This window comes from Mesorhizobium sp. P2_E10 (genome assembly GCF_056404235.1).
In genome coordinates this window covers 178,445-202,214 of the sequence record NZ_JBFUEK010000005.1, presented here as the reverse complement: position 1 = coordinate 202,214, position 23,770 = coordinate 178,445, and the positions used below count along the sequence as shown (strand labels likewise).

Genomic DNA, 23,770 nt, shown 5'->3' with positions numbered 1-23,770 from the left:
CGCCGCAGGCTCCGAAAGTCGCCGTGCCATCCGGCATCGGCTGTGAAAAAAGCGACCGCTTCGGGGACGCGCTCTTCGCCTTAACCGGTACTTCCGGCATTTCGAGCGCGTTGACGCGTCGACGGCATGCCGATACGTGACTTGGAACTGTCGAACGCAAGGGGATTTCCGCATGGTGCAGTACGCTGAGGGACGGCCGATCGGCGATCTGACGCTGCGCACGCTGGCCATGCCTTCAGACGCCAATGCTGCGGGCGACATTTTCGGCGGCTGGGTGATGGCGCAGATGGACCTGGCCTGCGGCATCCGCGCCGCCGAGCGCGCCAAGGGCCGCGTGGTCACAGCGGCGGTGAAGGAAATGTCGTTCGCCAAGGCGATGAAGATCGGCGACACGCTGTGCATCTATACGCATGTCGAACGCGTCGGTCGCACCTCGATGACACTCAAGGTCGAAGCCTGGGCGCAACGCTATCTCTCCGATCTGATGGAGAAAGTGACCCATGCCGATTTCGTCATGGTGGCGCTCGACGGTGAGGGCAAGCCGAAGGCGGTTCCGGCCGAGAGCTGATCGGCTCGATCCTGTCAGCCTGATCAAACAGCAAGGTCGCTGCCAGCGTCCCGCCGGGCGACGCGAACGGCGATGCTGTGTGATGCTTTTCATAGTTGCGTTCGCAAACTTCCGTGACCGTGCCCGTGCGGACCCGGGAGAAAGACAATGCGTCAACGATTGCTGAACGGCGCATTGGCCGGCGCGCTTGCAGCTCTGTTCTGCCTGCTCGCCGCCACCGCCTATACTGAGTGAAACAGGACGACGTCGAGGCCGGTTGCGCCTCCGAAAATCACACCCTCGATCGGCAGACGGCCAGGTGCGAAATCTGCGTGGTGCCGCCATGCGACAGCGGTGCGACGACCGCTAGCCATTGCGCTGGTGGGGCGACCTGCATCATCGGCGGGAAGGTGGTCAGCCGGGACCCGAAATCGAAGCGGATCGAAAGCCGTCTGCGGACCGGACTGCAGATGCAGCCGTAGGATTGGCCTAAATCATGCTCCGCGCGAAAACCCTTGCAATGCAAGGGTTTCAGGCATGAATCCCATCGAACTTCGCGCGTGCCGCCCTGACGCGATCGGTGTTGTTGCGAGCCCATTCGCCGAGTGCGCCGACCGGCACCAGCAAGTCACATCCAAGCTGTGTCAGCTCGTAATCGACCCGCGGCGGGATGGTCGGAAACACGGTGCGGGTGACGAAACCGTCGCGCTCCAGACCGCGCAAAGTGGTGGTCAGCATCTTCTGCGAAATGCCGCCGACGGCGGCCCGTAGTTCGTTGAATCGCAGCGGTCCGTTGCCCAGTTTTCCGACGACTAGGACGGTCCATTTGTCGCCGACGCGCTGCAGGATTTCCGAGATGGCGCGACAGTCCTCGGTGCGGTGCGGGTGCCTAGGTAACAAAAAGGTGCCTCCTTGCGCGTCGTCTTGGCAGTATCTCATATAGCTCAGGTATCTAAATGATACCAGAAATACCTACTAGGAGAGCCCCCTTATGTCCAAACCCAAAATCGCCATCGTCGTCGGTTCGACGCGCGCCGCACGCTTCGCCGATGTGCCCACCCAGTGGATCGCCAAGATCGCCAAGTCGCACGCCGACATTGACGTGGAAGTCGTCGATCTCAGGGACTTCCCGCTACCCTTCTTCGACGAGGTTGCCTCCTCCGCCTGGGCGCCGTCGCAGAACGAAGTGGCACAGCGCTGGCAGAAGAAGGTCGCCGGCTTCGACGGCTTCATCTTCACCGCCGCCGAATACAACCATGGCCCGACCGCCGTGCTGAAGAACGCGATCGACTACGCCGCCAATGAATGGAACAAGAAGCCGGCCGGCTTCGTCGGCTATGGCAGCGTCGGTGGCGCTCGCGCTGTCGAGCAGCTCCGTCTTCATGCCGTCGAGTTGCAGATGGCGCCGGTCAAGTCGGCAGTTCACATCGCCTGGGCCGATTTCCTCGCGGTCAAGCAGGGCGAAAAGAAGCTCGATGAGCTCGAGCACCTGAACCAGGCAGCAACCGCGCTCGTCAACGACGTTGCCTGGTGGGCAAAGGTCCTGAAGGCAGCCCGCGCGGCAGACGCCGTCGCCGAGGAAGCCAAGGCGGCCTGAGCCGTCGAGCCAGAGATTATCCTCCCAAGGATATAGGGCGGCGCTTGCGCCGCCCTTTCTATTGCTGCGGTGTGCTCGTGCCGCGCCTGCCTTTGCCGGATGATGCAGTCCGGCAAGGCGATCCATGTCGTTCAACTCATCGGCATGGTGCTGTCCACACTGACAAAGTGCCAGCAGGATGGGCTCGAGGCTGAGGCCGAGACGCGTCGCCGAATATGCGATGCGCGAAGGCACTTCGGCAAAGATCACGGCTGACGAGACCGTGTTCCTCCATTTCGCGAAGCTGCTGGATCAGCACTTTCTATGATATCCTCCCAAGGAACATTGACGGGACAGACACCGCTACGGGGCGGCACCCGCTGCGTAGAGATGCAGGGCGCGGAAGACCGCCGTGTGGCCGGGGGTCGCAACACCGAACTTGATGCCCAACTCGTGTATGCGTCCGGAAAGCCAGGCGACCTCAATCGGTTTGCCCCTTTCGAGGTCGTTGGCCATCGACGATTTTACGTGCGGGGGGAATGCGGTCCATCTGGTCGTGACGCGCCCTTCGAACCCTTCGGCCATAGGATGGCCGGCCGCCGCCGCGACCGCCATTCCCTCGTCACGCAGTTGCTCGATGAAGATACGTGCCTCGGGGTCGTCGAGGATCGGGCCGATCCCGGAGCGCATGAGCGACGTCCCTCCGGAAAAGGCCGCGAGCGTCACGAACTTCTCCCACAGCACATTGTCGATGTCGGCAACCGGCTTCAGCTCGATCCCGATAGCACGATCGCAGAGCGCCTGAAGGTCCTTGATGAGAGGGTCGCGGTGCCCGCCGACGAGGACGTGGGGCAGCCCGCCAGCGTGGACGACTTCTCCCGGCTGTTTGATGAATGCGGACAGGTAGGTGACTCCGCCAATCACCTGGTCGCCAGGAACATGACGACCGAGGGTATCGACACTGTCGATGCCATTTTGCAACGTAACGACACGCGTATCCCTGCTGATAAGTGGTCCAAGGGCCGCGGCGGCCTTCTCACTGTCGTAGAGCTTGACCGCAAAAATCGCGAGATCGACGGGACCGATATCGGCCGGCGCGTCGCTCGCGGACACGGTGGGGAGGAAGATGTTGCCGACATCGCTTTGAATTCGCAGGCCGTCCCGCCGCATTGCCTGCAAGTGGGCACCGCGAGCAATGAAGCTGACGTCGCCTCCCGCCTCGACGAGCCTTGCGCCGAGGTAGCCGCCGATGCCGCCCGCCCCTATCATTGCGATCCGCATCCGTCCCCTCGACGTCAGCTGCCGCCATTGGTCGCGCGAAGCTGGAATGGCATTCGCCGATTAACATTAGCATTGCCTTGAATATAAGGCCAGCCGACAGGGTAGGTCCGACGGCAAGCCGATCACGACGTGGCCTCGCCTGCCTTGCCGCCCGCCTTGCCGCAATCGCGGGCTCGGCATCACGAGCAGATATCGGCAAACGATTCTAGCCGAACGTGGTGGAGGGATGTCCCCTCAGGGTCAAAAGCCTACATTCGACGAGTCAGCGCACCACTTCGCGGTGGCCGCCGGGCAGGCGGGTGGCGATCAGTTTGTCGATGCGGCGGCCGTCGAGGTCGACCACCTCGAAGCGCCAGCCTTGCGCGTCCACGCATTCGCCAGTCGCCGGCAGATGGTGCATATGCGCCAGCACATAGCCGGCGACGGTCTCGTAGTCGCGGTTTTCCGGCAGGTCGATGCCGAGAACGTCGGCCATCTCGTCGGCCTGCATATAGCCGGCCAGCAGCCATGAGCCGTCCTCGCGCCTGACGGCGTTTTCCTCGTCGCCGGCGTCGGTATCGGCGCGGAAGACGCCGGTGATGGCTTCCAGAATGTCGGCGGGGGTGACGATGCCTTCGAAGTGGCCGTATTCGTCATGGACGAGCGCCATCGGCACGTCCGATTCCTTGAGCTTGGACAACACGTCCAGTGCGTCGGCCTGATCGTAGACGATGGGTGCCGCGCGCACATGCTTGCGCGGATCGAGCGCGCGGCCGGCAAGCATGGCCGCCAGCACATCGCGGGTCTGGACGACGCCGACCATGACATCGACGCCGCCGTCACCGGCGGGCAGACGCGAATGCTGGGTCTCCATCAGCAATTTTCGGATCGCCGTTTCGTCGGACTGCAGATTGATCCAGTCGACTTCGGTGCGCGGCGTCATCACGGCGCGCACGGCGCGGTCGCCGAGGCGCATGACACCTGCGATCATCCGCCGCTCGTCGGATTCGATGGTGCCGTGATGCTCGGCCTCGGCGACCAGCATCTTGATCTCCTCGTCGGTGACCTTCTCTTCGCTTTCGCCGCGCTGGCCGAGCAGCCACAGGATGGCGCGGCCGGAAATGTCGAGGAGAAAGACAAGGGGCGCCGAGACGGTGGCCAGGATGGTCATCGCCGGGGCAGCGCGGGCGGCGACGCGCTCGGGATCGCGCAACGCGATCTGCTTGGGCACCAGTTCGCCGACGATCAGCGAGAAATAGGTGATGATGGCGACGACGATGCCGACGCCGAGCGGATCGGCGATGGTTTCACGGATGCCGGTCGAGGCCAGGAACTGGGCAAGCCGTTGCCCCAGCGTAGCACCCGAAAATGCGCCCGACAGCACGCCGACCAGGGTAATGCCGATCTGCACCGAGGACAGGAATTTTCCGGGATTGGAGCCGAGCGCCAATGCGCGGCCGGCGCCTTTGACGCCACGGTCGATCATCGCCTTGAGGCGGGCCGGCCGTGACGAGACGATGGCAAGTTCGGACATCGACAGAAGGCCGTTCACGCAGATGAGGACGACCACGATGGCGATTTCAACATAAAGCATGAGGGGTCAATAGCATTGCGGCGGGGCGATCGAAAATAGACGGCCGCCATTTTTCAGGGCCGTCCGTCAGGTGGCATCCCAGGGCGGCGACGAAAAGCGCTCGACCAGCGCGTCGACGACGACACGGACCTTCGGCGTCAGGTTGCGCGTGACTGGCCAGATGGCATTGACGACGACGTTTTCGACCAGACAATCCGACAGGACCATCGTGAGTTCGCCGCTTTTGAAACTGTCGGCTGCCAGCCAGGTCGGCAGGAAGGCGATGCCGCAACCAGCAAGGGCCGCATCGAGCATCGGTTCGCCGTGACCAAGGACGAGCCGTGCCTTGGGCACGAAAGTCGCGAGATGGCCGTCGGCCTGCCTTATGACCCAGGGACGAACGACGCCGTCGCGGCCATAGCCGATGACACTGTGAGAGGCGAGATCCTCGAGCGATTGTGGCCTGCCGTGTTTTTCGAGATAGGCAGGCGCGGCACAGATCGCCGAGCGCTGGGCATATATGCGACGCGCGGCGAGCGACAGGCTGTCATCGAGCTCGCCCATGCGAACCGCAAGGTCTATGCCTTCCTCGACCAGGTCGACGCGCCGGTCGTTGAAGGAAATTTCCATCGTCAAATCAGGGAATTGGTTGGAAATGTCGAACAGGACAGGCGCGACGCATCGGCGGCCGAAGGCGAGCGGCACATCGATCCGAAGCCGCCCGGACGGGACCTGCCGGCGTGAGGCGAGCAGCGACTGTGCGGCTTCGATCTCAGCCAGCGCCCTGACACAAGCTTCGTAGTAGCTGACGCCCTCACTGGTCGGACCGAGGCGGCGGGTGGTGCGGTTCAGCAAGCGGACACCAAGCCGCTGCTCCAATTGGGCGATCGACTTGCCGATCGCCGATTTCGTCACATGCAGCCGTTCGCCGGCGCCGGTGAAGCTGCCGGCCTCAACTGTCTGAACGAATGCGACGATGCCCTGCAGGTCGGCCGGTTCCATGAAGATTTCCTATTGTCAATTTATAGTCCGCAATCAGTCGAAAATTATGCCACATAGAAGCTCTATTTTCTATAGTCAGAACGCATAGATGTCTCGCGTGGCCACCAAACACGGAGCGCGAAACGACATGAGCACTGACATCAACAGATCCTGGCAGATGAGCGGCTTCGGCCTGTCGAAGCTGGGCCAGGTGAGGGGCAAGTTGCCTGAGCCGGGGCCGCACGATTTGCTGGTGCGGACCAAGGCCGTATCGCTGAACTACAAGGACAAGATGATCGTCGATGGCGTGCTCATCCCCGACCTTGCCTTTCCCTTCGTGCCGACATCCGATGCGGTGGGCGAGGTGATGGCTGTCGGCAGTGCCGTCAGCCGCTTCCAGGTCGGCCAGCGGGTGCTCGGGCAGGTGATCGCCGACTGGCCGGATGGCGATGCGCCGCCGGTGCTGCACAAGCGCACACTGGGGTCGTCGCTGTCGGGCATGCTTTCCGACCATGTCATCTTCGGCGAGGACGCCGCTGTGCTGGCGCCGCCGTCGCTCAGCGATATCGAGGCGGCGACCCTGCCGATCGCGGCGCTGACCGCCTGGTTTGCCATGGCAGAGGCGACCAAGCCGGTGCCAGGCCAGAGCATTCTCATCCAGGGCACAGGTGGCGTATCGCTGTTTGCGCTGCAGTTCGCCACCGCCTTCGGTCTGCGCGCCATCGTCACCTCAAGCAACGACGACAAGCTGGAGCGGGCAAGAAAACTCGGCGCCTGGCAAGTGATCAACTGCCGCACCCAGCCGGCATGGGACGAGGCCGCGCGCGAGCTGACAAACGGCGTGGGTGTGAACCACGTGCTGGAAATGGTCGGTGGCGACAATGCGCGGCGATCGCTCAACGCGCTCGCCGCCGACGGCCGGCTGTCGATTATCGGCCTGCTGGGCAGTACAGAGCTCAGCTTTCCGATCATCCCGTTCATGCGCAACCGCATCACCGTGCAGGGCATGTCGGTTGGCCACAGGCGCGCCTTCGAGCGGATGAATCAGGCGATCGAGGCGCTGGCGATCAAGCCGGTCATCGACAAGGTCTTCGGCTTCGACGAGGTGCCGAAAGCCATGCAGCATCTGGAGAAAGGACCGTTCGGCAAGATTGTCATCACCACGAGCTGACCTTTCGGTGGTCTCATGGCAGCTGCTTCAACACCCCGACCACGGCCTTGCCGTCGGTGAAATAGGGATCACCACCGCCATTGCGCCCGGCTTTGGTGGCGCCGATTCCAGGGATGTCGCTCGTCGAGACAAGCGTGCCGGCGGCGGTCAGGTCGCGGATCAGAGCGTCGCGCTCGGCGTCGATGTCGGGGCCGATATGATGGGTGACGGCACCGGTCTCATGGCTGAGGCCGACGCCGCGATCGAAGCTGGCCGAGCCCAGCCAGAGTGGGCGGCCATCGTCGCTGGTGGCGTCGGTCTGCCAGAAGCGGACGTGGTGACGTTGGTCGGCGCTGTCGCCGACCGGTTTTTCGAAGGCGAGGTCTTGGGACCGGCCTTCGAACAGCAGCCGGCTGACCGGCGCGTCGGGATAGGGGCGGCCGAACAAAACACTTTCGCCGATCTCGATGGCGGTCTTCAGCGTGACGGCGTCGGCCGTATCCCATCCTGCCACAGCGAAGGCGTGAACCAGTTCCTTCTGCGTGCCGACAAGGCCGACATTGATCGGATCGCCGGGAATGCCTTGCGGCGTGTGCGTCAGCATTTCGAAGCGCTGCGTACGAAAGCCGCGATCGTGAAACGTCCAGAATTCCGGCGCGGCGACATAGGCCAGCGCCAGATAGGCTGGGCAAAGCGCCACCAGCCAGGTCAATGCGCGTCGTCGCAGGCTTCGTCGGCTCATGAATGCGGCTCGATCCGTGCGGTATCTGTTGCCTGACAGACCCTGGAAATCAATAGCCAGCGGCGCGCAGCTGTTCTATCGTCGGCCATCGCTTTTTGGCTGGGTGGGCAGGGATGAAGCGGAAGCCGGTAGGTCGCGGTTCAATGGCACTGACGGCCGACCTCGTCGCGAGGGTCGAACGTATCGAACCGGATCCCGGTCCCGAGCCTGGAACAACCGAGCATACCGACGCGGAGTTCGACGGCCTGGTCGAGCGGTTGCTTTCACAGCACCGGCCCGAAGTGCTGTGGGTCTTTGCCTATGGGTCGCTGATCTGGAATCCCGAATTCGACCATGTCGAGCAGCGCCCGGCCACGGCGCCAGGATGGCACCGCTCGTTCTGCCTGAAGCTGACCCGCTGGCGCGGAACCCGCGATTTGCCGGCCTTGATGCTGGCTCTCGATCGAGGCGGCAGCTGCAACGGCATCGTTTATCGGCTGCCTGCGCAAGACCATATTGGGCAACTTGGCCAATTGATGCGCCGGGAGATCGATGCCAACCCACCAACCAACGTGCCGTGCTGGATCAAGGTCAAGACCAAGGACGGGCCGCTGCGTGCCCTCGCCTTCGTCGCCGCGCCGGACGGCAGGGCCTATGCCGGCCGGTTGCCATTGGAGCAGGTTGCCGACACGCTGGCGCGGGCTGCCGGGCATTGGGGCTCGTCGGCGCAGTATCTGTTCCGAACCGTCAGCAAACTGGAGGAGAGCGGGATTCGCGACTGGAACCTTTGGCGCATCCAGGATCTGGTGGCTCGGCAAATCATCGCGTCCACGGGCGGCGCCCAGCACGCCCGATCTTCACCCTAGCGGCAGGCGCGATAGCCGCTCTTGCGGTTCTTGATGTCGAAATGGAAATGGTTGCGGTGGTCGTAATTGTAGCCGGGGCCAAGCACGGTGGTGAAATACTGGCAGCCATCGGCGCGCACTGTGTTGAGGAAGCCACGGGTGCGGAAGGCAAACAGGCCGGGCTTGCGCACATCGATGTCGTCGCCATTGTTGAGCTCGATGCTCATGACGTCGAGCGCGTTGCCCTTGCCATGCTCCGACAGGACACCTTCGCCGGCAATGTTGCGGCAGGAATAGCTCGAACCCTGATGGATGGTCTTGACGCCGGAGAAATAGCGCCAGCGGGCGGACGGAACCAGTTCGTTCTTCGTCCAGCCGGCGAAGGTGGCGGCCATGTCGCAGGTCAGGGTGGCGGCAGGCTTCATCTGGATGCTGCCAATGGCCGAGACCTTGACCGGATAGTCGATGCCGCACTGGCCTTCGTGGATCGGCTGGACGTCAGTGTAGACGACGCCGAGGCGCCTCAGTTCGCTGCGGCAGTCGATCTCGCTGGCCGGCATCTGCTCGGGCTCAGACATTGGCTCGTCCATGCGCGGATAGGCGGCGGTGATGTAGGGGTTGGAGGGCACTAGGCTCTGCATGCCGCCGTATTGCGGAACGGCCGACGTTTGCGCGCCGACGTCGACCGCCGGCTGCAACGAGAATACGCTGCCGGTGTTGCAGGCCGAAACGGCGGCGAGGGCAAGGCCGGTGGCCACCATCGCTGCACGTTTCGATTGGCGTGCGACCATCGCAGCGGCGCGAAATATTCCGGCCATGGGCGGAATCCCTGTCCCTAGATGTCCGGCATTTTAACGATCAAGGGTAAAGGAAAACTCAGCGGTTGCGTTCACGCCTGCGGCTGAATTGCGGCAAGCAGCCTTACGCCTACTGGCAGAATGTGCCGCCATGCCGGCGCGGTTCCAAATCGAGATGGAAATGCAGGGAATGATCGGGGTCAGAACCTGGTCCGAGCACGGTCTTGAACGGCCCGCAGGCCGCCTTGCGAACAGCGTTGAGGAATTTGCCGTCCTCCTCCGGTGGCGTCGGGCCGACTTCGATCTTCCGGCCATCCGACAGCGTGAAGCTGGCGATGTCGAGCGCGTTGCCAAAAGCGTGTTCCGACAGTTTTCGGGTGCCGTGGCGCGGCCGGCAGACAAAGGCTGATGCCTGGCCGATCGACTTCAGATCAGCGCCAAATTCGGCTTTCGCGGCCGGCTGGATGACATCGATGGCAAAACGCGCGGCGGCCTCGGCCATCTGGCAATTGAGCTCGGTGCCGGGGCCGATGGCGACGGACTTGCCAAGCGTCTTCAGCACCAGGGGATAGGGGATCGAGCAGCCGATTTCGGGATTGCTTTCCGCCTTGTGCTCCTCGAACTCGACGCCGAGTGTCTTCAGCCGCTCCCGGCACGCAAGTTCCGCCGCAGGCATTTTTTCATCCGGCAGGTCAGCCGAACGCGGGTCGGGAAGCATCTTCTTGTCGCCTGCATCCGCTGGTTTTTCAAATGGCTGTGGGGCAACGGCCGGCGGCCCTGGTTCCGGCGGCATGGCGGTATCGGGTTTTGGCGTCGGTGTCGGCACTTCCGCCGGTGGCTCCGGCTCGCTTTCCGTATCCGCCGACGGTTCGGGGCGGGCCTGCTTTCTCTCATGGGACTTTTCTTCATTGAAGCGGTCGGACGCCCCGCCGGCCTTTGGAGCGTCCGTCTTCTGCTCATCCATCTCTGATGAATCGACCTTTGCAGCATCCGCCGGCCGCGGTTCGGGCACGGGCATATCGGGCGATGCCACCGGATCCGGGGTTCTCCGATGCGTCGGCTCCGGTGTGACCTGTCGGTTGCTGCGCCGTTTCATCGGCTTCGCTGCTCGCCGCTTCGGGGGTTGCTCGGCCCTCGGTGTCAGCAGTTGCTCCACCCATGTCGGCTTGTGCTGTTTGTGGCGATGTCTGGCGTCAGCCGGCATTGTCAGCAAGGCCGTGAGGCCGATGACTAGCAAAACCCTGACTGTTCGGGAAAAATTAGTCGACCCCATGGCCCTCAACGGCGGCAAGGCCTGGAGGTTGCCTTTGGTCGGCCGCTCAGGCGATCACGATCGGTAACGGCGCTGTCATGCACCAATCGCTTCCAGCCCTTCCTCCAGCCAGTCGGCCAGCAGCGGCATGCCGAGCAGATATTTGGCCGTGCGCTTGTTGGCACGCTCTCGTGCGGCGGCCAGCGCGTCCGTCCATTCCGAGGCGTCGTAGTCGCCGCGGCCGACCCAGGCCAGCGCGATCAGTTCGGCCGCTTCATCGACATTCAGGTCGTTGATCAGTTCGCGCAGTTCTTCCTCCGTGAGGTTTTCAGAACTCTCCTCGGCCAGGCCGTCATGATGGTGATTGTCGTGCGCCTCGCCGTCGAGCTCTATCTCGTGCTCCGCGCCATCGGCATAGTCTTCGTTGACGGCGGCGCTCAGCGCCTTGGCCTTGAGAATGAACAGGCGCACGGTGTCGGGACCGATCGAAAGCTCCCATTCCTTTTCAAGGCGCCGCTGCACTGGCCTTCTCCTCCGTTCTCCAGATGATAGCGGATTTAGAGCGCTCGTCACGTCACGTTCGGCTTACGGTCTTCACCTTGGCAGAATCCCGCAAAAACGGACCTGGCCGGATGTCAGTCTTGAGCGACTCCTGAGGAATAGTGGCTCGTTGCCAATAGTTTTTGGCGGACGCACTTTTTCCGGGATGAAACGGACTTCGCCCTGCGTTATTGTTGCATTATCATCCTCAAGGAGGCTTCGATGCATAAAAGAGTGCTGATCCAGGTGGCCGCGGCGCTTGTCGCGCTGCAGTTCTTTGCGGTTCCGGTGTTTGCAGCCGGTAGTGGCGGCAGCGATGACCAGACCCCCAAGTGCAAGAAGGGCGAGGTTTGGGACAAGAAGCTGAAGAAGTGTGTCACGCCGAAATATGGAATGCTCGACGACGACAACATCTATGATGCAGGTCATTCGCTGGCGATGGCGGGTCGCTATGACGAGGCGATCGCCGTGCTCAGCCTTGCCGCCAACAAGCAGGATCCCCGGATCCTCAACTATCTCGGCTATTCGCATCGCCATTCCGGCCGCGTCACTGTCGGCCTCGGTTACTACGAGGAAGCACTGCGCATCGATCCCAACTACACGCTGGTGCGCGAATATCTTGGCGAGGCGCATCTGCAGATCGGCGATCTCGCCGGCGCCCGCGAACAGCTCAGCGAGATCGAAAAGCGCACGGGCAAGGGTTCGCGCGAATACGGCATGCTGTCGGAACAGATCGACCATTTCATGAGAAGCTGATTTACCCCAACGCTTCTCGGGCCGGCTGCGAGCAATCGCGGCCGGTTTTTTGTTGGCAAAGCCGCATCTGCCGCCACGGCAATCGCGCCACTGGCAGATGAATTTTCAGAATCTGATTTTTTGGCGTGAAAAACCCGCGAAGATTGCTATATTCAGCGAAATTGCGGTGAAACGGTTCCGTTAGCCCGAGGCTGGCGGACCGTTTTCTTTTTGTACCCATCGACAAGGCTTTCCCCGAAACGCGGGGGTGGCGGCAGGAAAGGTCAGGCATCATGAACAAGGTCCCGATGACAGGCGAGGGGTTCGCGTCATTGAAGGAAGAGCTGCGCTGGCGTCAGCAGGAAGAGCGGCCGCGCATCATCGAGGCGATCTCCGAAGCGCGCTCGCACGGCGACCTGTCCGAAAATGCCGAATACCATGCCGCGAAAGAGGCACAGAGCCTCAATGAGGGCCGGGTCAACGAGCTTGAAGACTACATCGCGCGGGCCGAGGTCATCGACGTCAGCAAGCTCAGCGGCGACAAGGTCAAGTTCGGCGCCACCGTGGTGCTGGTCGATGAGGACACCGAGGAAAAGAAGACCTACCGGATCGTCGGCGACCAGGAAGCGGACGTGAAATCGGGCCGCATCTCCATCTCCTCGCCAATCGCGCGCGCGCTCATCGGCAAGGAAGTCGGCGACGCCATCGAGGTCAACGCCCCCGGCGGCGCGCGGGGCTATGAGATCGTCCAGGTGCAGTTTATCTAGGATCTTTCGATAATTCTGCTCTGGCAGCCAGCAACCTCTCGGCTTCCGCTATCACCTCATCCGCCGCAACGCGGCCGCCCGGCGTGGCCAGCAGCGTCGACGAATACGGCCCGCGCGGGCCGGTGAGACCGGGCTCGGTCGCCAGAAATATCGCGACGGTCGGCAGGCCGAAGGCGCTGGCGAGATGGGTAAGCCCGGTGTCGGCGCCGATGATCAGGATCGCGCGGCCGATGATTGCGGCGATTTCGGCAAGCGGCGATTTGGGCACCACAACAGTTTGTGGAACGGCCTTTGCGATGGCTTCGGCGACCGTTTTTTCACTGGCGTTGGACCAGGTGGTGACCGGCGTCATCTTACGCTCAACGAGAAGGCGGGCGGTTTCGATCCAGTCGCCGACCGGCCATTTCTTGTCCTCGCGGCTGGTGCCGTGCAGCAGGAAGGCGGTTTTTCCTGCAATTCCGGTCAGACCGCCAGGCGGCGGCTGAATGCCTGATACCAACGTCGAAAAATCAGGGGTGTAGCCGAGCACCAGCCCGAACAGCCGTCTCGTCCGCTCGATAGCATGGAGATTGCAGGGCACGGCGTAGCGGCGGTCGTAGAACAGGCTCGCCGATGGCTCGCGCGCGCTCGACCGGTCGAAGCCGGCGATCGGTGCTTTCGCCTGTTTTGCCACCAGGGCCGACTTCAGCAACCCTTGCGCATCGATGACGAGGTCGTAGCGGCAGGACCGCAGCGCGTGGCGCAATCCCAAGGCCTCGTGCCAGGTGCGGCGGTCGAGCAGCGCCTTGCGCCAGCGTCTTATGGCCACGGTGTGGATGGTGCCGATCGCCGGGTGCAAGGCGACAATGCCGGCAAAAGCTTCTTCAACGCACCAGTCGAACGACACATCCGGACGGTTGCGGCGCGCGTCCTCGACGGCGGGAAATGTGTGGATGACGTCGCCCATCGAGGAGGTTTTGACAATCAGCACCTTCATACGGCGGCCGGAATTTCCAGCAACCGGTCGGCTGCCGCCGCAACCCGTGCGACGTCCAGCGTCTTCAGGCAGTTGAGGTGGCCGAGCGGACAGATCTTCTGGTGGCAGGGCGAACATGACAGGCCGAGCCAGACCAACTCGCGGTGTTCGGCAAGCGGCGGCGTGTTTCGTGGCGATGTCGAGCCGTAGACGGCGACGATCGGCGTGCCGACCGCGGCGGCGACATGCATCAGCCCGCTGTCGTTCGACACCGCCAGCCTGGCCGCTGATATCAGGTCGATAGCATCCTCAAGCCGCGTCTTGCCGGCGAGGTCGACGACGCCAGGCGCAAGTGCTGCGATTTCCGCCGTCACGCCGGCATCGTTTTTCGACCCGAACAGCGCGACCTGAAAACCTTTGGCCATCATGTCGCGCGCAAGGCCGGCATAGCTCTCGCTCGGCCAGCGTTTGGCCGGCCCGAACTCGGCACCAGGCATAAGGGCCACGAATTTTTCCGCTCGCAACCCAAATCGACCGAGCAACGCCGCCTGGTTGGCTGCATCGACGGTCAGCTTCGGAGCGCGGAATGCCCCTCCTTGCGCGAGGCCGAAATAGGCTTGCGCGGTGCGCCGTTTCACCGCGTCGGGCAACGGCACAATGTCGGTCAGCAGGCCATAGCGCATTTCGCGCAAATTGCCGACGCGGCGCGGAATGCGGGCAAAGAACGGGATCAACGCCGATTTCCAGCTGCCCGGCAGGATATAGGCCATGTCGTAGCGGCCGCGCAGCAGACGTCCGAAGCGGCGGCGAATGGTGAATTCGAGCGCGCCGGGTTTCAGCGGAAAGTCGATCTGCTGGCGCAACTCGGGCATGCGCTTGACCAGAGGTGCGGCCCAGGCCGGGGCCAGCACGTCGATCGCGGCGTTGGGATGCAGCTCTTTCAGCGCCGAGAACAGGCACTGCGCCATGACCATGTCGCCCACCCAGCGTGGGCCGATCACGAGGATCGTTGGGCTTTCAGCCATTCGACATAGTCTCTGACACCGGTTTCCACTGTCCGGAATTGGCCATTGTAACCGGCCGCGCGCAAACGGGACATATCAGCTTGCGTAAAGCTCTGGTAGCTGCCCTTGAGGTGGTCGGGGAATTCGATGAATTCGATCTCGCCTTTGCCCAGCGTGTCGATCACCGTTTCGGCTATGGCGCGAAAGGGCTGGGCGCGGCCGGTGCCGCAGTTGAAGATACCGCTCGAACCGCGCTTCCACAGCCACAGATTGACGTCGGCGACATCGCCGACATGGATGAAGTCACGGCTTTGCTCGCCAGGCCCGAAACCGTCATAAGCGCCGAACAGTTTTGGGTTCTGGCCTTGCTCGACCTGGTTGAACAGATGGAAGGCGACCGAGGCCATGGCGCCCTTGTGCGCCTCGCGTGGTCCATAGACGTTGAAGTAGCGCAGGCCCGCCACCTGCGAGTGATCGGTGTCGAAGACGGTGCGCCTGATATAGTCGTCGAACAGTTTCTTGGAATAGGCATAGACGTTGAGCGGCCGCTCGCATTGCGGCTCCTCGCGAAACTCGGCGCCGCCACCATAAACCGAGGCCGAGGAGGCATAGAGGAAGGGCACGCGCAACGCCTGGCAGGCATGCAGCAGACGCTTCGAATAGGCGTAATTCACCTCCATCATGAACTTGCCGTTCCACTCGGTGGTGGTCGAGCAGGCGCCCTGGTGGAACACGGCCTCGACGCGGCCGAGCGCGCCTGCTTCGAGCTGTGTCAGGAATTCGTCCTTGTCGAGATAATCGGCGATTTGCAGGTCAGCGAGATTGGCGATCTTGTGGCCGTTGGTGAGGTCGTCGACGACGACGATGTCGCTGTGACCTTCGGCGTTGAGAGCGGCGACTATGTTGGAGCCGATCATGCCGGCGCCGCCCGTGACGATGATCATGGAAGCCTCTGGTTTGCCTTGCCGATTCCGGCCCTTATAGGGGAGGCTGGCTGGCCTGTCGATAAAGCAGGCGTTCGCCTGATCGCGCCGTCTTCATTCTTGTCTATTTTGTCTGTTTTGTCTATTATGTACAAAATGGAGTGCCCCATGAAACACTATCCATCGACAGATCTGAAACAGAATCTCGGAGACGTGCTTGCGGCCGCTAGCCAGCAGCCGGTCTCCATCACTCGTCACAACAAGCCGAGATACGTCCTGATGAGCATCGAGACTTACGAGGCCCGCTTCGTCAGCAACAGCCGTCGCGCTTACGCGGCCAAGGACGCCCCGTCCGAACATGTCGAGATGCTTGAGGAGTACTCTGCAGAGCTGGATCGTGATTAGACCTATTGCCGCCGACGTCTGGCGATATCCATATCTGTGGTATCGGCAACATGAAGACGGCGAGACCGAAGGCCGGAAGACGCGACCTGTCGCCTTTGTGGCTGTGCTTCCTGGAAAAGCTGGCGGCACGAACCTCTTCATTCTTGCAATCACGTCCACGCCGCCAGGCCGCGATCGCGTCGCCGTTGTCGTTCCGGAAATTGAACGTCATCGCGCTGGCCTTGACCCTATCCCTCTTTGGGTCATAGTCGACGAGTACAACCACGATCTGCTGGAATCTTCAGCTTATTTCGAACCGGGTGCGCGCATCGGCGCATTCAGCCCGTCATTCCACAAGAAAGTTATGGCCGCCTTCATGGCGGCTGTCCGCACAGGCCAATCCAAAGCCATCCCGCGTGCGGATTGAACCGCCTATAACTGGATCATGAGGGACAACATGCCGTCGACCGAATTGCTGATTGCCTTTTTCGCCACCACGGCGATCTTCGCCTATATCCCAGGCCCGGCCATGCTCTATGCGGCGGCGCAGACCATGGCGCGCGGTCGCTGGTCCGGCCTGACGGCGTCGTTGGGCATTCATCTTGGCGGCTATGTGCATGTAATTGCCGCCGCAACGGGGCTGTCGGTGCTTTTTCACGCCGTGCCGACGCTGTACATGGCGGTCAAGCTGGGCGGTGCGCTGTATCTGATCTGGCTCGGCGTCTCGCTGTTTCGCGCAAAGGCGCAAGGCGATGCGGTTCTACCCGGCATCGAGCCGAAATCCGCCCGTCGTGCGTTTTTCGAGAGCATCACCGTCGAGGTGCTCAATCCCAAGACGGCGATCTTCTTCATGGCGTTCCTGCCGCAGTTCATCGATGCGTCGGCGGCGTTTCCGGTCTGGCTGCAGTTCGTCGTGCTGGGCACCATCGTCAATCTGATGTTCTCCTCGGCCGACATCATGTGCGTGTTCCTGGCAGGTGCGGTGATCGGCAGGCTGCGGCGCTCGAGCCGCGCGCAGCGGCTGATGCAGCGCGCCGGCGGCACGGTGCTGGTCGGGCTGGGCGTGCATGTCGCCTTGCAGAAGGCTTGACCGGTTGAACCGTTGCGGTCGTCTCCTGCCGTTGCGCTGCGCGGAATTGCGGTATATCGGCTTCGCCGAGCCCTTTTCCCGCGCGTTGCAGATGACATGATCAAGCACAATCCCTCTTCTTCCGAACCCTTACACCGCGCCATTGCGCGTTTTGGCAGTGCTACCGTGCTGGTGGTCGGGGACTTCATCCTCGACCGTTTCGTCAATGGCGTCATCGAGCGGATTTCGCCGGAAGCGCCGATCCCGGTGCTGCACGGGCGCGGCGAAACGGCTGCGATGGGCGGCGCCGGCAATGTCATCGCCAACATCGTTTCGCTGGGCGCGTCCGCCATACCGGTGTCGGCAATCGGCGCCGACACGGCTGGTAACACACTGGTGCGCATGCTCGGGGAACTGGGCGTCGACACAAGCGGTCTGGCGCAAGACGGCGATCGCATGACCTCGTCGAAAAGCCGCTTCAGTGCGCTCAACCAGCAGGTGCTGCGCTTTGACGAGGAGGAGATCAAGCCGCTAGGCGAAGCGGAGCGGGCGACGCTGATCCGGCATTTCCGCGCAGCGCTCAAACAGGCCGACATCGTCATCCTGTCCGACTACGGCAAGGGCATCTTGCTCGACGGCGTTGCCGGCGAGCTGATCTCGATCTGCCGCGAGGCGGGAAAGCCGGTGCTGGTCGACCCGAAGGGGCGCGACTATGCGCGCTATGCCGGGGCGACCGCGATCACGCCCAACCGCAAGGAACTCGGCGAGGCCGTCGGCCGCGCGGTGTTTGCCGATGAGGAGATCGTGGCGGCCGCGCGCGCGTTGATTGCAGCCCATGGCTTCGATTTCGTCGTTGCGACGCGCAGCGAGAAAGGCATGAGCGTCATCGGCCCGGACGATGCCCGGCATATTTCCACCCAGGCGCGCGAAGTGTTTGACGTCTCAGGCGCCGGCGACACGGTGATCGCAACGTTTGCGCTGGCTCTTGCCGCCGGCGCCGACCGCGTCATGGCCGCCTCCATCGCCAATGCCGCCGGCGGCGTGGTGGTGGGCAAACGCGGCACCGCGCGGCTGACGGTCGAGGAACTCACCGGCGCGCTGTTTCGCTCGCACGGGCCAACCGCCCACAAGGATGCGATCCTCGACGCCACATCAGCCGCGCGCATGGTCGCGGCGTGGAAGGACGAGGGCCTGAGCGTCGGCTTCACCAATGGCTGCTTCGACATCCTGCATGCCGGCCATGTCAGCCTCTTGCACGCCGCGCGCAGCCAGTGCGACCGCCTGGTTCTCGGCCTCAACAGCGACGCCTCGGTGCGCAGGCTGAAGGGCGCGGGGCGCCCGGTCAACGACCAGCATGACCGCGCCTGCGTGCTGGCAGCGCTTGCCTCGGTCGACGCAGTCGTTGTCTTCGAGGAAGACACGCCGCTGGCGCTGATCGAAGCCTTGCTGCCCGACATACTGGTCAAGGGCGCCGACTACACGGTCGAGACCGTGGTCGGCGCCGACGTGGTGCAGAAGGCGGGCGGGCGCGTCGTGCTGGTCGATCTCGTCGCCGGCAAAAGCACGACCGGCACCATCGGAAAATTGCGGGCCGGCGGCAACACGAACTGAGGATTTGATGTCCGAACTGAATGACTATCTGGTCCGCTCGGCGGCCGCGATCAACGCAATGGTCGAGCGCGACCTCACGGCCGAGATGGAACGCGCGGTCAGCGCTGTCGTGTCGGCGCTTTCCTCGGGCAAGGCGCTGCTGATCGCCGGCAATGGCGGTTCGGCCAGCGACGCCATCCATATCGCCGGCGAACTGGTCGGCCGCTTCCTTAGGGAGCGCAAGGCCTACAATGTCATCGCGCTGCCGGCCAATGCCGCGGTGCTGACCGCCTGGGGCAATGATTACGGCTTTGACACGGTGTTCTCGCGCCAGGTCGAGGCGCATGGTTCGGCCGGCGGCGTGTTGCTCGCCATCTCGACCAGCGGCAATTCGCCGAGTATCCTCGCCGCCGCCGAACAGGCGCGCATGATGGGCATGACAGTGATCAGCCTGACCGGCGACACAGGCGGCAAGCTGAAACCGCTGTCGGACATCCTGCTCAACGTGCCCTCGACCTCGACGCCGATCATCCAGCAGGGGCATCTGTGCCTCTACCATCATCTGTGCGAGGTGGTCGAAGCGCGCCTGAGCAATGGCTGACGGGACGCTGCCTGTGAAGCCGGACCCATATCCACTCGAAGAGGCGGGACTATGGGTCGAGCGGATCGGCACCAGGGTTTTCGCCCCGGAGACACCGGCGCTGTTTCTTGATCGCGATGGCACCATCAATGTCGATACGGGTTATCCCAGTGATCCGGCCGACATCGTCCTGCGGCCAGAAATGCTGCCAGTAATCCGAGCTGCCAATATCGTCGGCCTTCCTACGGTCATAGTGTCCAATCAGTCAGGTATAGGCCGTGGCTATTTCGGCTGGCCGGAATTCGCCGCCGTGAATGCCAGACTGCTGGCACTTCTCGAAGCCGAGCAATGCCATATCGATATGGTGCTTGCCTGCGCCTACCATTCGAGCGGCACGGGTGAACTGGCGATAGGTGATCATCCGATGCGCAAGCCCAATCCGGGCATGATTTTGCGTGCTCGTGATCTGTTGGGTGTGGACATCGGTCGATCGATCATCGTCGGCGACAAGGCTGACGACATGGAAGCCGGTCGAAGGGCTGGGCTGGTGGAAGGCTGGCTGGTCGGCGGCCGGTTCAACAAAAAGGCCCCGGACGGCAGTTTTTCGACGCGCAAGCTGATGACGGGCAATGACTACCGCAGACTGTGCGACTCAATTGCCGGGTTAGGCGTGGCTTAGAACGCCACCAGCCCTTCGTCCTTGACGCGGCGGATGGTGAGCGCGGTGCGCACGGTGTCGACATTCGGCGCCGAAGCCAGTTGCTCGATGACGAAGGTCTGGAACGTGCCGAGGTCGCTCGCCACGCAATGCAGCAAAAAGTCGGATTCGCCCGACACCATCCAGGCATCGCGCACGATCGGCCAGCCGCGCGTGCGTTCGGCGAAGGTTTTGAGCTCTGCATCGGCCTGATGATGCAGGCCGATCAGGCAAAAGGCGACGACGTCCATGCCGAGCGCCGGTGCATTGAGCAGCGCGCGATAGCCACGGATGATCCCGGTTTCCTCCAGCCGCCGAACGCGGCGCAGGCAAGGCGGCGCCGAAATGCCGACGCGGCTCGACAGTTCGACATTGGTCATGCGCCCGTCACCCTGGAGTTCGCGCAGGATCTTCCAGTCGATGGCATCGAGGTCGGCTTTGAGCGGCATGGGCGGCTTTCGTGCGGCGCGAAAGAATCTTTCGTGATTTTGTAATTAAACGAGTTCACTGTCCATTCCATCCCTCCCTTTGAAGGATTTCCTGGGCCTTTGAAGGATTTCTCGGGCTGTCGACACGGCGACAGCCCTTGGCGCGGAAGCTTTCCGGGGACGAATGCCAACTCGCCTTGCTGGCGTGGCGGGCAGCACTTACATTACGCGCGATATCAACGAGATTTCCATGCCACAATCGCTGGCTGCTCTCCGCAGAGGCTCTAGATGACCACCAAGCACGCGCCTGTTCTTATCATCGGTTCCGGCCCTGCCGGCTATACGGCGGCGGTCTACGCTGCCCGCGCCATGCTGAAGCCGATGCTGGTCGCCGGCCTGCAGCAGGGCGGCCAGCTGATGATCACCACCGATGTCGAAAACTATCCCGGCTTCGCCGATCCGATCCAGGGTCCGTGGCTGATGGAACAGATGCTCAAGCAGGCCGAGCATGTCGGCACCGATATCATCAACGACATCATCACCGAGGTCGATCTCAATGTGCGGCCGTTCCGCGCCAAGGGCGATTCCGGCACCACCTACACTGCCGACGCGCTGATCATCGCCACCGGCGCGCAGGCGAAATGGCTGGGCATCCCGACCGAACAGACCTTCATGGGGTTTGGCGTGTCGGCCTGCGCCACCTGCGACGGCTTCTTCTATCGCGGCAAGGATGTCGCGGTGATCGGCGGCGGCAATTCGGCGGTCGAGGAGGCGCTCTACCTCTCCAACCTCGCCAAGAGCGTGACGGTCATTCACCGGCGCAACGATTTCCGTGCCGAGCGCATCCTGCGCGAGCGGCTGTTCAAGAAGGAAAATGTCCGCGTCATCTGGGACACGATCGTCGACGAGATCACCGGCCGGCCCGGCAAAACACCGCTGCCGCCCTCGGTGGAAGGGCTGAAGCTGCGCAACGCGGTGACCGGCGAGGAAACGCATCTCAAGGTCGACGGCGTGTTCGTGGCGATCGGCCATGCGCCGGCGGTCGAGCTGTTCGCCGGCAAGCTGAAGCAGAAGCCCAACGGCTATCTGTGGACGGCGCCGGATTCGACCCGCACCGACGTGCCGGGCGTGTTCGCCGCAGGCGACGTGACCGACGACATCTACCGCCAGGCGGTGACGGCGGCGGGGCTCGGCTGCATGGCCGCACTCGAGGCGGAAAAGTATCTGGCCGGCATTGAGGTGCACCGCGAAGCGGCGGAATAAATCTAATCAAAGCGGCGGGACAAGCCGTTCAAAAGCCTGATTTTTCATTCAGACGCCAAACCAGAACGAGGGGAACTCATGGCGTTGGACTGGGACAAGCTACGCGTGTTTCACGCAGCGGCGGAGGCTGGGTCGTTCACCCATGCCGCCGAGACGCTGCATCTGTCGCAGTCGGCGATCTCACGCCAGGTCAGCGCGCTTGAGCACGACGTCGGCGTGCCGCTGTTCAATCGCCACGCCCGCGGTCTGGTGCTGACCGAGCAAGGCGAGATGCTGTTTCGCACGGCGCATGACGTGCTGATGAAGCTGGAGACGATCAAGTCGCGGCTGACCGAGGCCAAGGACCGGCCTTCCGGCGTGCTGCGGGTGACGACGACGGTGGGCCTCGGCGCCGGCTGGCTGACCGAGCGGGTCCAGGAATTCATCGAACTCTATCCGGAAATCAGCCTGCAGCTGATCCTGGCCAATGAGGAACTCGACCTCACCATGCGCCAGGCGGATTGCGCGATCAGGCTGCGCCAGCCGCAGCAGCCGGACCTTATCCAGCGCCGCCTGTTCACCGTGCATTTCCACCTCTATGCCTCGCCGGCCTATGTCAACAAACACGGCAAGCCGGCTTCGGTGGCCGAGCTGAAAAACCATCGCATCGTCACCTTCGGCGTGCCGGTGCCCTCGCATCTGTCGGAGTTGAACTGGCTGGAAACAGTCGGCGATTTCGAAGGCGGGCAAAGGGTGCCGACGCTGCAGATCAACGACATCCTGTCGATCAAGCGCGCCGTGCAGGGCGGCGCCGGCATCGCCATGCTGCCCGACTATGTGATCAGCAAGGAGTCAGGTCTGGTGCAGTTGCTGCCGGAGACCGAAGTGCCGTCTTTCGACACCTATTTCGCCTATCCGGACGCGATGAAGAACCAGGCGAAGCTGCATGTGTTTCGCGATTTCATTATCGCCAAGGCGCGCAGCTGGTCTTTCTAAACCTGACCAATTCCCAACGGATTTATCCGCGCCACGGTGTCAGCCGTGGCAGCCAGCCGGGAACGTTGCTGCGGTAGGTTTCGTATTCGGCGCCGTAGCGGCGGGCCAGCGTCGGCTCCTCATAGAGCTTCACAAACGAGATCATCGTGGTGGCGGCGATGACGGCGTAGACCACGACCGCCCAGCTCGAAAACAGCAGCGCCTGGCCAAGGATGATCGACAGCACGGCGACATACATCGGGTTGCGTACATGGCGGTAGATGCCGCCGACGACCAGTCTTTCAGTCGGCGCCACCGGGGCGGGCGTGCCCAGGCCTTCGAGGGCAAAGCGGGTGAAGGAATGCAGCAGCAAGGCCGCGGCCGCGACAATGAGGATCGCGCCGACCGCGGCAAAGCCCGGCACGGCCGACAGCGCCAGATGGTAGCGATCCGTCAACAGCCAGGGCACCAGTCCGGCGACGACGCATGGTGCGGCGATGAAGAACAGCGCGCTACCGGCAATTGCCTGAGGTGTTCGCATCGAGGTCTCCCCGCCGGTTCACGGCCTGGTGCCGTAAAAATAAACGCCGGCTGCCCGATTCAGCATCATTCGGCGTTTTGCGAATTTCGGCAACAGAATCGGTTCGGATTGGCGGTTCCGCAATGGCTTTGGTGCCGGGCGCGCCCATTTTGGTGGTTTTTTCTGGTCCTATCGGGTCCGGGAATGGGTTGGACCACAGACTGCGTCTTTTTGCATGCGTGTGTTGCAAAATAGATGCTTGTTTCTTGGGCATGATGAGCACATATATAGTTCATCTCCTGGGCGCGTTCTCCTCCCATTAGCGCCCGCGAGTGTTCCCCTCTGGAGGTTAGCCTTAACAGGCACTTCCAATCAAACTCAGCCGGATCTTTATTGATCCGGCTTTTTTGTTGCCCGAACCCTGTTAGGGCCAGCGGAAAATTGACCAGCATTGCCGCGTAACAGTGACATGTAACCCCAGGTAACATGTCGCGGATGCACTCTATGGATTAAGCAGACCATAGGACGCGGTGTGGTTCGTTCGGGAGATGGGGGCATCACTCGAACGATCCGGGCTCAGGCGGCTACCGCGTCCGAACCTTTTTCTCTGCCGGCCAACACGGCGGAAATCGTGCGGCGGGCCTGCCGTTTTTACCTCC

Annotated in this window: 29 protein-coding genes and 1 pseudogene; 14 read left to right on the top strand and 16 right to left on the bottom strand. The window is 62.7% G+C overall.

Annotation, left to right across the window (positions count from 1 at the left end; translation table 11 throughout):
• Positions 1-172 precede the first annotated feature (172 nt).
• Positions 173-568, top strand: a complete 396-nt coding sequence (locus tag AC1D0N_RS15755; protein WP_477245391.1) for an acyl-CoA thioesterase — start codon at positions 173-175, stop codon at positions 566-568.
• Between the two features lie 510 nt (positions 569-1,078).
• On the opposite strand, the gene AC1D0N_RS15750 is transcribed toward AC1D0N_RS15755, so the two are convergent.
• A complete protein-coding gene (locus AC1D0N_RS15750; RefSeq protein ID WP_477245389.1) occupies positions 1,079-1,447 on the bottom strand; it encodes a winged helix-turn-helix transcriptional regulator in 369 nt (122 codons plus the stop codon).
• 91 nt (positions 1,448-1,538) lie between these two features.
• On the opposite strand from AC1D0N_RS15750, the gene AC1D0N_RS15745 reads away from it, so the two are divergent.
• Positions 1,539-2,144: an NADPH-dependent FMN reductase gene (locus AC1D0N_RS15745; protein ID WP_477245387.1), complete on the top strand. Its 606-nt coding sequence runs from the start codon at positions 1,539-1,541 to the stop codon at positions 2,142-2,144.
• An 86-nt stretch (positions 2,145-2,230) separates the two neighbouring features.
• Here the strand turns inward: AC1D0N_RS15745 and AC1D0N_RS15740 are convergent.
• The 4 genes and pseudogenes from AC1D0N_RS15740 to AC1D0N_RS15725 form a co-directional block, all read right to left on the bottom strand.
• Positions 2,231-2,445, bottom strand: a pseudogene (locus tag AC1D0N_RS15740) (winged helix-turn-helix transcriptional regulator); the annotation flags it as partial.
• Positions 2,446-2,486: 41 nt separating this feature from the next.
• Entirely contained in the window at positions 2,487-3,404 is a 918-nt protein-coding gene (locus AC1D0N_RS15735) for a ketopantoate reductase family protein (protein WP_477245385.1), read from the bottom strand.
• A gap of 262 nt (positions 3,405-3,666) precedes the next feature.
• Positions 3,667-4,977 carry a hemolysin family protein gene (locus AC1D0N_RS15730; protein ID WP_477245383.1) on the bottom strand — a complete coding sequence of 437 codons (1,311 nt, stop codon included), beginning with the start codon at positions 4,975-4,977 and terminating at the stop codon, positions 3,667-3,669.
• Positions 4,978-5,043: 66 nt separating this feature from the next.
• Positions 5,044-5,958, bottom strand: coding sequence for a LysR family transcriptional regulator (locus AC1D0N_RS15725; RefSeq protein ID WP_477245381.1), 915 nt, complete (start codon positions 5,956-5,958; stop codon positions 5,044-5,046).
• A gap of 127 nt (positions 5,959-6,085) precedes the next feature.
• Here AC1D0N_RS15725 and AC1D0N_RS15720 point away from each other — a divergent pair, with 127 nt between their 5' ends.
• Entirely contained in the window at positions 6,086-7,108 is a 1,023-nt protein-coding gene (locus AC1D0N_RS15720; protein WP_477245379.1) for a zinc-dependent alcohol dehydrogenase family protein, read from the top strand.
• 13 nt (positions 7,109-7,121) lie between these two features.
• On the opposite strand, the gene AC1D0N_RS15715 is transcribed toward AC1D0N_RS15720, so the two are convergent.
• Complete coding sequence (locus tag AC1D0N_RS15715) at positions 7,122-7,829, bottom strand: LssY C-terminal domain-containing protein (RefSeq protein ID WP_477245377.1); 708 nt, start codon at positions 7,827-7,829, stop codon at positions 7,122-7,124.
• A gap of 113 nt (positions 7,830-7,942) precedes the next feature.
• On the opposite strand from AC1D0N_RS15715, the gene AC1D0N_RS15710 reads away from it, so the two are divergent.
• A complete protein-coding gene (locus tag AC1D0N_RS15710; protein WP_477245375.1) occupies positions 7,943-8,674 on the top strand; it encodes a gamma-glutamylcyclotransferase in 732 nt (243 codons plus the stop codon).
• On the opposite strand, the gene AC1D0N_RS15705 is transcribed toward AC1D0N_RS15710, so the two are convergent.
• The 3 genes from AC1D0N_RS15705 to AC1D0N_RS15695 all read right to left on the bottom strand — a co-directional run bounded on the left by AC1D0N_RS15705 (position 8,671) and on the right by AC1D0N_RS15695 (position 11,224).
• Complete coding sequence (locus tag AC1D0N_RS15705) at positions 8,671-9,471, bottom strand: extensin-like domain-containing protein (protein ID WP_477245373.1); 801 nt, start codon at positions 9,469-9,471, stop codon at positions 8,671-8,673. The two genes, AC1D0N_RS15710 and AC1D0N_RS15705, sit on opposite strands and share 4 nt — an antisense overlap.
• Positions 9,472-9,580: 109 nt before the next feature.
• Positions 9,581-10,546 carry an extensin-like domain-containing protein gene (locus tag AC1D0N_RS15700; protein WP_477245371.1) on the bottom strand — a complete coding sequence of 322 codons (966 nt, stop codon included), beginning with the start codon at positions 10,544-10,546 and terminating at the stop codon, positions 9,581-9,583.
• A 252-nt stretch (positions 10,547-10,798) separates the two neighbouring features.
• Positions 10,799-11,224, bottom strand: coding sequence for a DUF3775 domain-containing protein (locus AC1D0N_RS15695; protein WP_477245369.1), 426 nt, complete (start codon positions 11,222-11,224; stop codon positions 10,799-10,801).
• A 240-nt stretch (positions 11,225-11,464) separates the two neighbouring features.
• Between AC1D0N_RS15695 and AC1D0N_RS15690 the strand changes: the two genes are divergently transcribed.
• Complete coding sequence (locus AC1D0N_RS15690) at positions 11,465-11,998, top strand: tetratricopeptide repeat protein (RefSeq protein ID WP_477245367.1); 534 nt, start codon at positions 11,465-11,467, stop codon at positions 11,996-11,998.
• A gap of 1 nt (position 11,999) precedes the next feature.
• Here the strand turns inward: AC1D0N_RS15690 and AC1D0N_RS15685 are convergent, their stop codons facing one another.
• Complete coding sequence (locus tag AC1D0N_RS15685) at positions 12,000-12,272, bottom strand: hypothetical protein (RefSeq protein WP_477245365.1); 273 nt, start codon at positions 12,270-12,272, stop codon at positions 12,000-12,002.
• Here AC1D0N_RS15685 and greA point away from each other — a divergent pair.
• Positions 12,271-12,744: a transcription elongation factor GreA gene (gene greA / locus AC1D0N_RS15680; protein ID WP_095090920.1), complete on the top strand. Its 474-nt coding sequence runs from the start codon at positions 12,271-12,273 to the stop codon at positions 12,742-12,744. The two genes, AC1D0N_RS15685 and greA, sit on opposite strands and share 2 nt — an antisense overlap.
• Here the strand turns inward: greA and waaC are convergent.
• Genes waaC through rfaD form a run of 3 tightly spaced genes read right to left on the bottom strand, consistent with a single transcriptional unit; the run spans position 12,737 to position 15,647 of the window.
• Positions 12,737-13,720 carry a lipopolysaccharide heptosyltransferase I gene (waaC, locus tag AC1D0N_RS15675; RefSeq protein WP_477245363.1) on the bottom strand — a complete coding sequence of 328 codons (984 nt, stop codon included), beginning with the start codon at positions 13,718-13,720 and terminating at the stop codon, positions 12,737-12,739. The two genes, greA and waaC, sit on opposite strands and share 8 nt — an antisense overlap.
• The gene (waaF, locus tag AC1D0N_RS15670; RefSeq protein ID WP_477245361.1) at positions 13,717-14,724 is read right to left on the bottom strand and encodes a lipopolysaccharide heptosyltransferase II; all 1,008 of its coding nucleotides are present in this window, start codon (positions 14,722-14,724) and stop codon (positions 13,717-13,719) included. Before waaF ends, waaC begins: the two co-directional genes overlap by 4 nt.
• A complete protein-coding gene (rfaD, locus tag AC1D0N_RS15665) occupies positions 14,697-15,647 on the bottom strand; it encodes an ADP-glyceromanno-heptose 6-epimerase (RefSeq protein WP_477245359.1) in 951 nt (316 codons plus the stop codon). The genes waaF and rfaD overlap by 28 nt, the downstream gene beginning before the upstream one ends.
• 147 nt (positions 15,648-15,794) lie before the next feature.
• Between rfaD and AC1D0N_RS15660 the strand changes: the two genes are divergently transcribed.
• The 6 genes from AC1D0N_RS15660 (at position 15,795) to AC1D0N_RS15635 (ending at position 19,928) form a co-directional block, all read left to right on the top strand.
• Positions 15,795-16,031, top strand: a complete 237-nt coding sequence (locus tag AC1D0N_RS15660; RefSeq protein ID WP_477245357.1) for a type II toxin-antitoxin system Phd/YefM family antitoxin — start codon at positions 15,795-15,797, stop codon at positions 16,029-16,031.
• Positions 16,024-16,437, top strand: a complete 414-nt coding sequence (locus tag AC1D0N_RS15655) for a hypothetical protein (RefSeq protein ID WP_477245355.1) — start codon at positions 16,024-16,026, stop codon at positions 16,435-16,437. Before AC1D0N_RS15660 ends, AC1D0N_RS15655 begins: the two co-directional genes overlap by 8 nt.
• 30 nt (positions 16,438-16,467) lie before the next feature.
• Positions 16,468-17,100, top strand: a complete 633-nt coding sequence (locus tag AC1D0N_RS15650) for a LysE family translocator (protein ID WP_477245354.1) — start codon at positions 16,468-16,470, stop codon at positions 17,098-17,100.
• A gap of 96 nt (positions 17,101-17,196) precedes the next feature.
• A complete protein-coding gene (rfaE1, locus tag AC1D0N_RS15645) occupies positions 17,197-18,690 on the top strand; it encodes a D-glycero-beta-D-manno-heptose-7-phosphate kinase (RefSeq protein ID WP_477245353.1) in 1,494 nt (497 codons plus the stop codon).
• A gap of 7 nt (positions 18,691-18,697) precedes the next feature.
• Positions 18,698-19,270 (top strand): D-sedoheptulose-7-phosphate isomerase, encoded by a 573-nt coding sequence (locus AC1D0N_RS15640; protein ID WP_477245351.1) that lies wholly within the window; start codon positions 18,698-18,700, stop codon positions 19,268-19,270.
• A complete protein-coding gene (locus AC1D0N_RS15635) occupies positions 19,263-19,928 on the top strand; it encodes a D-glycero-alpha-D-manno-heptose-1,7-bisphosphate 7-phosphatase (RefSeq protein ID WP_477245349.1) in 666 nt (221 codons plus the stop codon). The genes AC1D0N_RS15640 and AC1D0N_RS15635 overlap by 8 nt, the downstream gene beginning before the upstream one ends.
• On the opposite strand, the gene AC1D0N_RS15630 is transcribed toward AC1D0N_RS15635, so the two are convergent.
• Entirely contained in the window at positions 19,925-20,395 is a 471-nt protein-coding gene (locus AC1D0N_RS15630; RefSeq protein ID WP_112560993.1) for an Lrp/AsnC family transcriptional regulator, read from the bottom strand. The genes AC1D0N_RS15635 and AC1D0N_RS15630 overlap by 4 nt on opposite strands.
• A 267-nt stretch (positions 20,396-20,662) precedes the next feature.
• On the opposite strand from AC1D0N_RS15630, the gene trxB reads away from it, so the two are divergent.
• On the top strand, positions 20,663-21,637 hold the full coding sequence (gene trxB / locus AC1D0N_RS15625) for a thioredoxin-disulfide reductase (protein WP_477245347.1): 975 nt from the start codon (positions 20,663-20,665) through the stop codon (positions 21,635-21,637).
• 78 nt (positions 21,638-21,715) lie between these two features.
• Positions 21,716-22,612 (top strand): LysR family transcriptional regulator, encoded by an 897-nt coding sequence (locus AC1D0N_RS15620; protein WP_477245345.1) that lies wholly within the window; start codon positions 21,716-21,718, stop codon positions 22,610-22,612.
• Positions 22,613-22,634: 22 nt separating this feature from the next.
• Here AC1D0N_RS15620 and AC1D0N_RS15615 read toward each other — a convergent pair whose 3' ends face one another.
• Both AC1D0N_RS15615 and AC1D0N_RS15610 read right to left on the bottom strand, forming a co-directional pair.
• Positions 22,635-23,132 (bottom strand): methyltransferase family protein, encoded by a 498-nt coding sequence (locus AC1D0N_RS15615; RefSeq protein WP_477245343.1) that lies wholly within the window; start codon positions 23,130-23,132, stop codon positions 22,635-22,637.
• On the bottom strand, positions 23,104-23,385 hold the full coding sequence (locus AC1D0N_RS15610; protein ID WP_477245341.1) for a hypothetical protein: 282 nt from the start codon (positions 23,383-23,385) through the stop codon (positions 23,104-23,106). Before AC1D0N_RS15610 ends, AC1D0N_RS15615 begins: the two co-directional genes overlap by 29 nt.
• Positions 23,386-23,770: the final 385 nt, after the last annotated feature.

Bases quoted from the DNA above. Each gene is read 5' to 3' on its own strand.
- waaF (WP_477245361.1), bottom strand. From the start codon at position 14,724: ATGGCTGAAAGCCCAACGATCCTCGTGATCGGCCCACGCTGGGTGGGC.
- AC1D0N_RS15610 (WP_477245341.1), bottom strand. From the start codon at position 23,385: ATGCCCAAGAAACAAGCATCTATTTTGCAACACACGCATGCAAAAAGA.
- waaC (WP_477245363.1), bottom strand. From the start codon at position 13,720: ATGAAGGTGCTGATTGTCAAAACCTCCTCGATGGGCGACGTCATCCAC.
- rfaD (WP_477245359.1), bottom strand. From the start codon at position 15,647: ATGATCATCGTCACGGGCGGCGCCGGCATGATCGGCTCCAACATAGTC.
- AC1D0N_RS15700 (WP_477245371.1), bottom strand. From the start codon at position 10,546: ATGAAACGGCGCAGCAACCGACAGGTCACACCGGAGCCGACGCATCGG.
- AC1D0N_RS15710 (WP_477245375.1), top strand. From the start codon at position 7,943: ATGAAGCGGAAGCCGGTAGGTCGCGGTTCAATGGCACTGACGGCCGAC.
- AC1D0N_RS15685 (WP_477245365.1), bottom strand. From the start codon at position 12,272: ATGATGCCTGACCTTTCCTGCCGCCACCCCCGCGTTTCGGGGAAAGCC.
- AC1D0N_RS15745 (WP_477245387.1), top strand. From the start codon at position 1,539: ATGTCCAAACCCAAAATCGCCATCGTCGTCGGTTCGACGCGCGCCGCA.
- AC1D0N_RS15630 (WP_112560993.1), bottom strand. From the start codon at position 20,395: ATGCCGCTCAAAGCCGACCTCGATGCCATCGACTGGAAGATCCTGCGC.
- greA (WP_095090920.1), top strand. From the start codon at position 12,271: ATGAACAAGGTCCCGATGACAGGCGAGGGGTTCGCGTCATTGAAGGAA.
- AC1D0N_RS15650 (WP_477245354.1), top strand. From the start codon at position 16,468: ATGCCGTCGACCGAATTGCTGATTGCCTTTTTCGCCACCACGGCGATC.
- AC1D0N_RS15635 (WP_477245349.1), top strand. From the start codon at position 19,263: ATGGCTGACGGGACGCTGCCTGTGAAGCCGGACCCATATCCACTCGAA.
- AC1D0N_RS15640 (WP_477245351.1), top strand. From the start codon at position 18,698: ATGTCCGAACTGAATGACTATCTGGTCCGCTCGGCGGCCGCGATCAAC.
- trxB (WP_477245347.1), top strand. From the start codon at position 20,663: ATGACCACCAAGCACGCGCCTGTTCTTATCATCGGTTCCGGCCCTGCC.
- AC1D0N_RS15725 (WP_477245381.1), bottom strand. From the start codon at position 5,958: ATGGAACCGGCCGACCTGCAGGGCATCGTCGCATTCGTTCAGACAGTT.
- AC1D0N_RS15660 (WP_477245357.1), top strand. From the start codon at position 15,795: ATGAAACACTATCCATCGACAGATCTGAAACAGAATCTCGGAGACGTG.
- AC1D0N_RS15705 (WP_477245373.1), bottom strand. From the start codon at position 9,471: ATGGCCGGAATATTTCGCGCCGCTGCGATGGTCGCACGCCAATCGAAA.
- AC1D0N_RS15720 (WP_477245379.1), top strand. From the start codon at position 6,086: ATGAGCACTGACATCAACAGATCCTGGCAGATGAGCGGCTTCGGCCTG.
- AC1D0N_RS15730 (WP_477245383.1), bottom strand. From the start codon at position 4,977: ATGCTTTATGTTGAAATCGCCATCGTGGTCGTCCTCATCTGCGTGAAC.
- AC1D0N_RS15715 (WP_477245377.1), bottom strand. From the start codon at position 7,829: ATGAGCCGACGAAGCCTGCGACGACGCGCATTGACCTGGCTGGTGGCG.
- AC1D0N_RS15755 (WP_477245391.1), top strand. From the start codon at position 173: ATGGTGCAGTACGCTGAGGGACGGCCGATCGGCGATCTGACGCTGCGC.
- rfaE1 (WP_477245353.1), top strand. From the start codon at position 17,197: ATGATCAAGCACAATCCCTCTTCTTCCGAACCCTTACACCGCGCCATT.
- AC1D0N_RS15615 (WP_477245343.1), bottom strand. From the start codon at position 23,132: ATGCGAACACCTCAGGCAATTGCCGGTAGCGCGCTGTTCTTCATCGCC.
- AC1D0N_RS15690 (WP_477245367.1), top strand. From the start codon at position 11,465: ATGCATAAAAGAGTGCTGATCCAGGTGGCCGCGGCGCTTGTCGCGCTG.
- AC1D0N_RS15620 (WP_477245345.1), top strand. From the start codon at position 21,716: ATGGCGTTGGACTGGGACAAGCTACGCGTGTTTCACGCAGCGGCGGAG.
- AC1D0N_RS15735 (WP_477245385.1), bottom strand. From the start codon at position 3,404: ATGCGGATCGCAATGATAGGGGCGGGCGGCATCGGCGGCTACCTCGGC.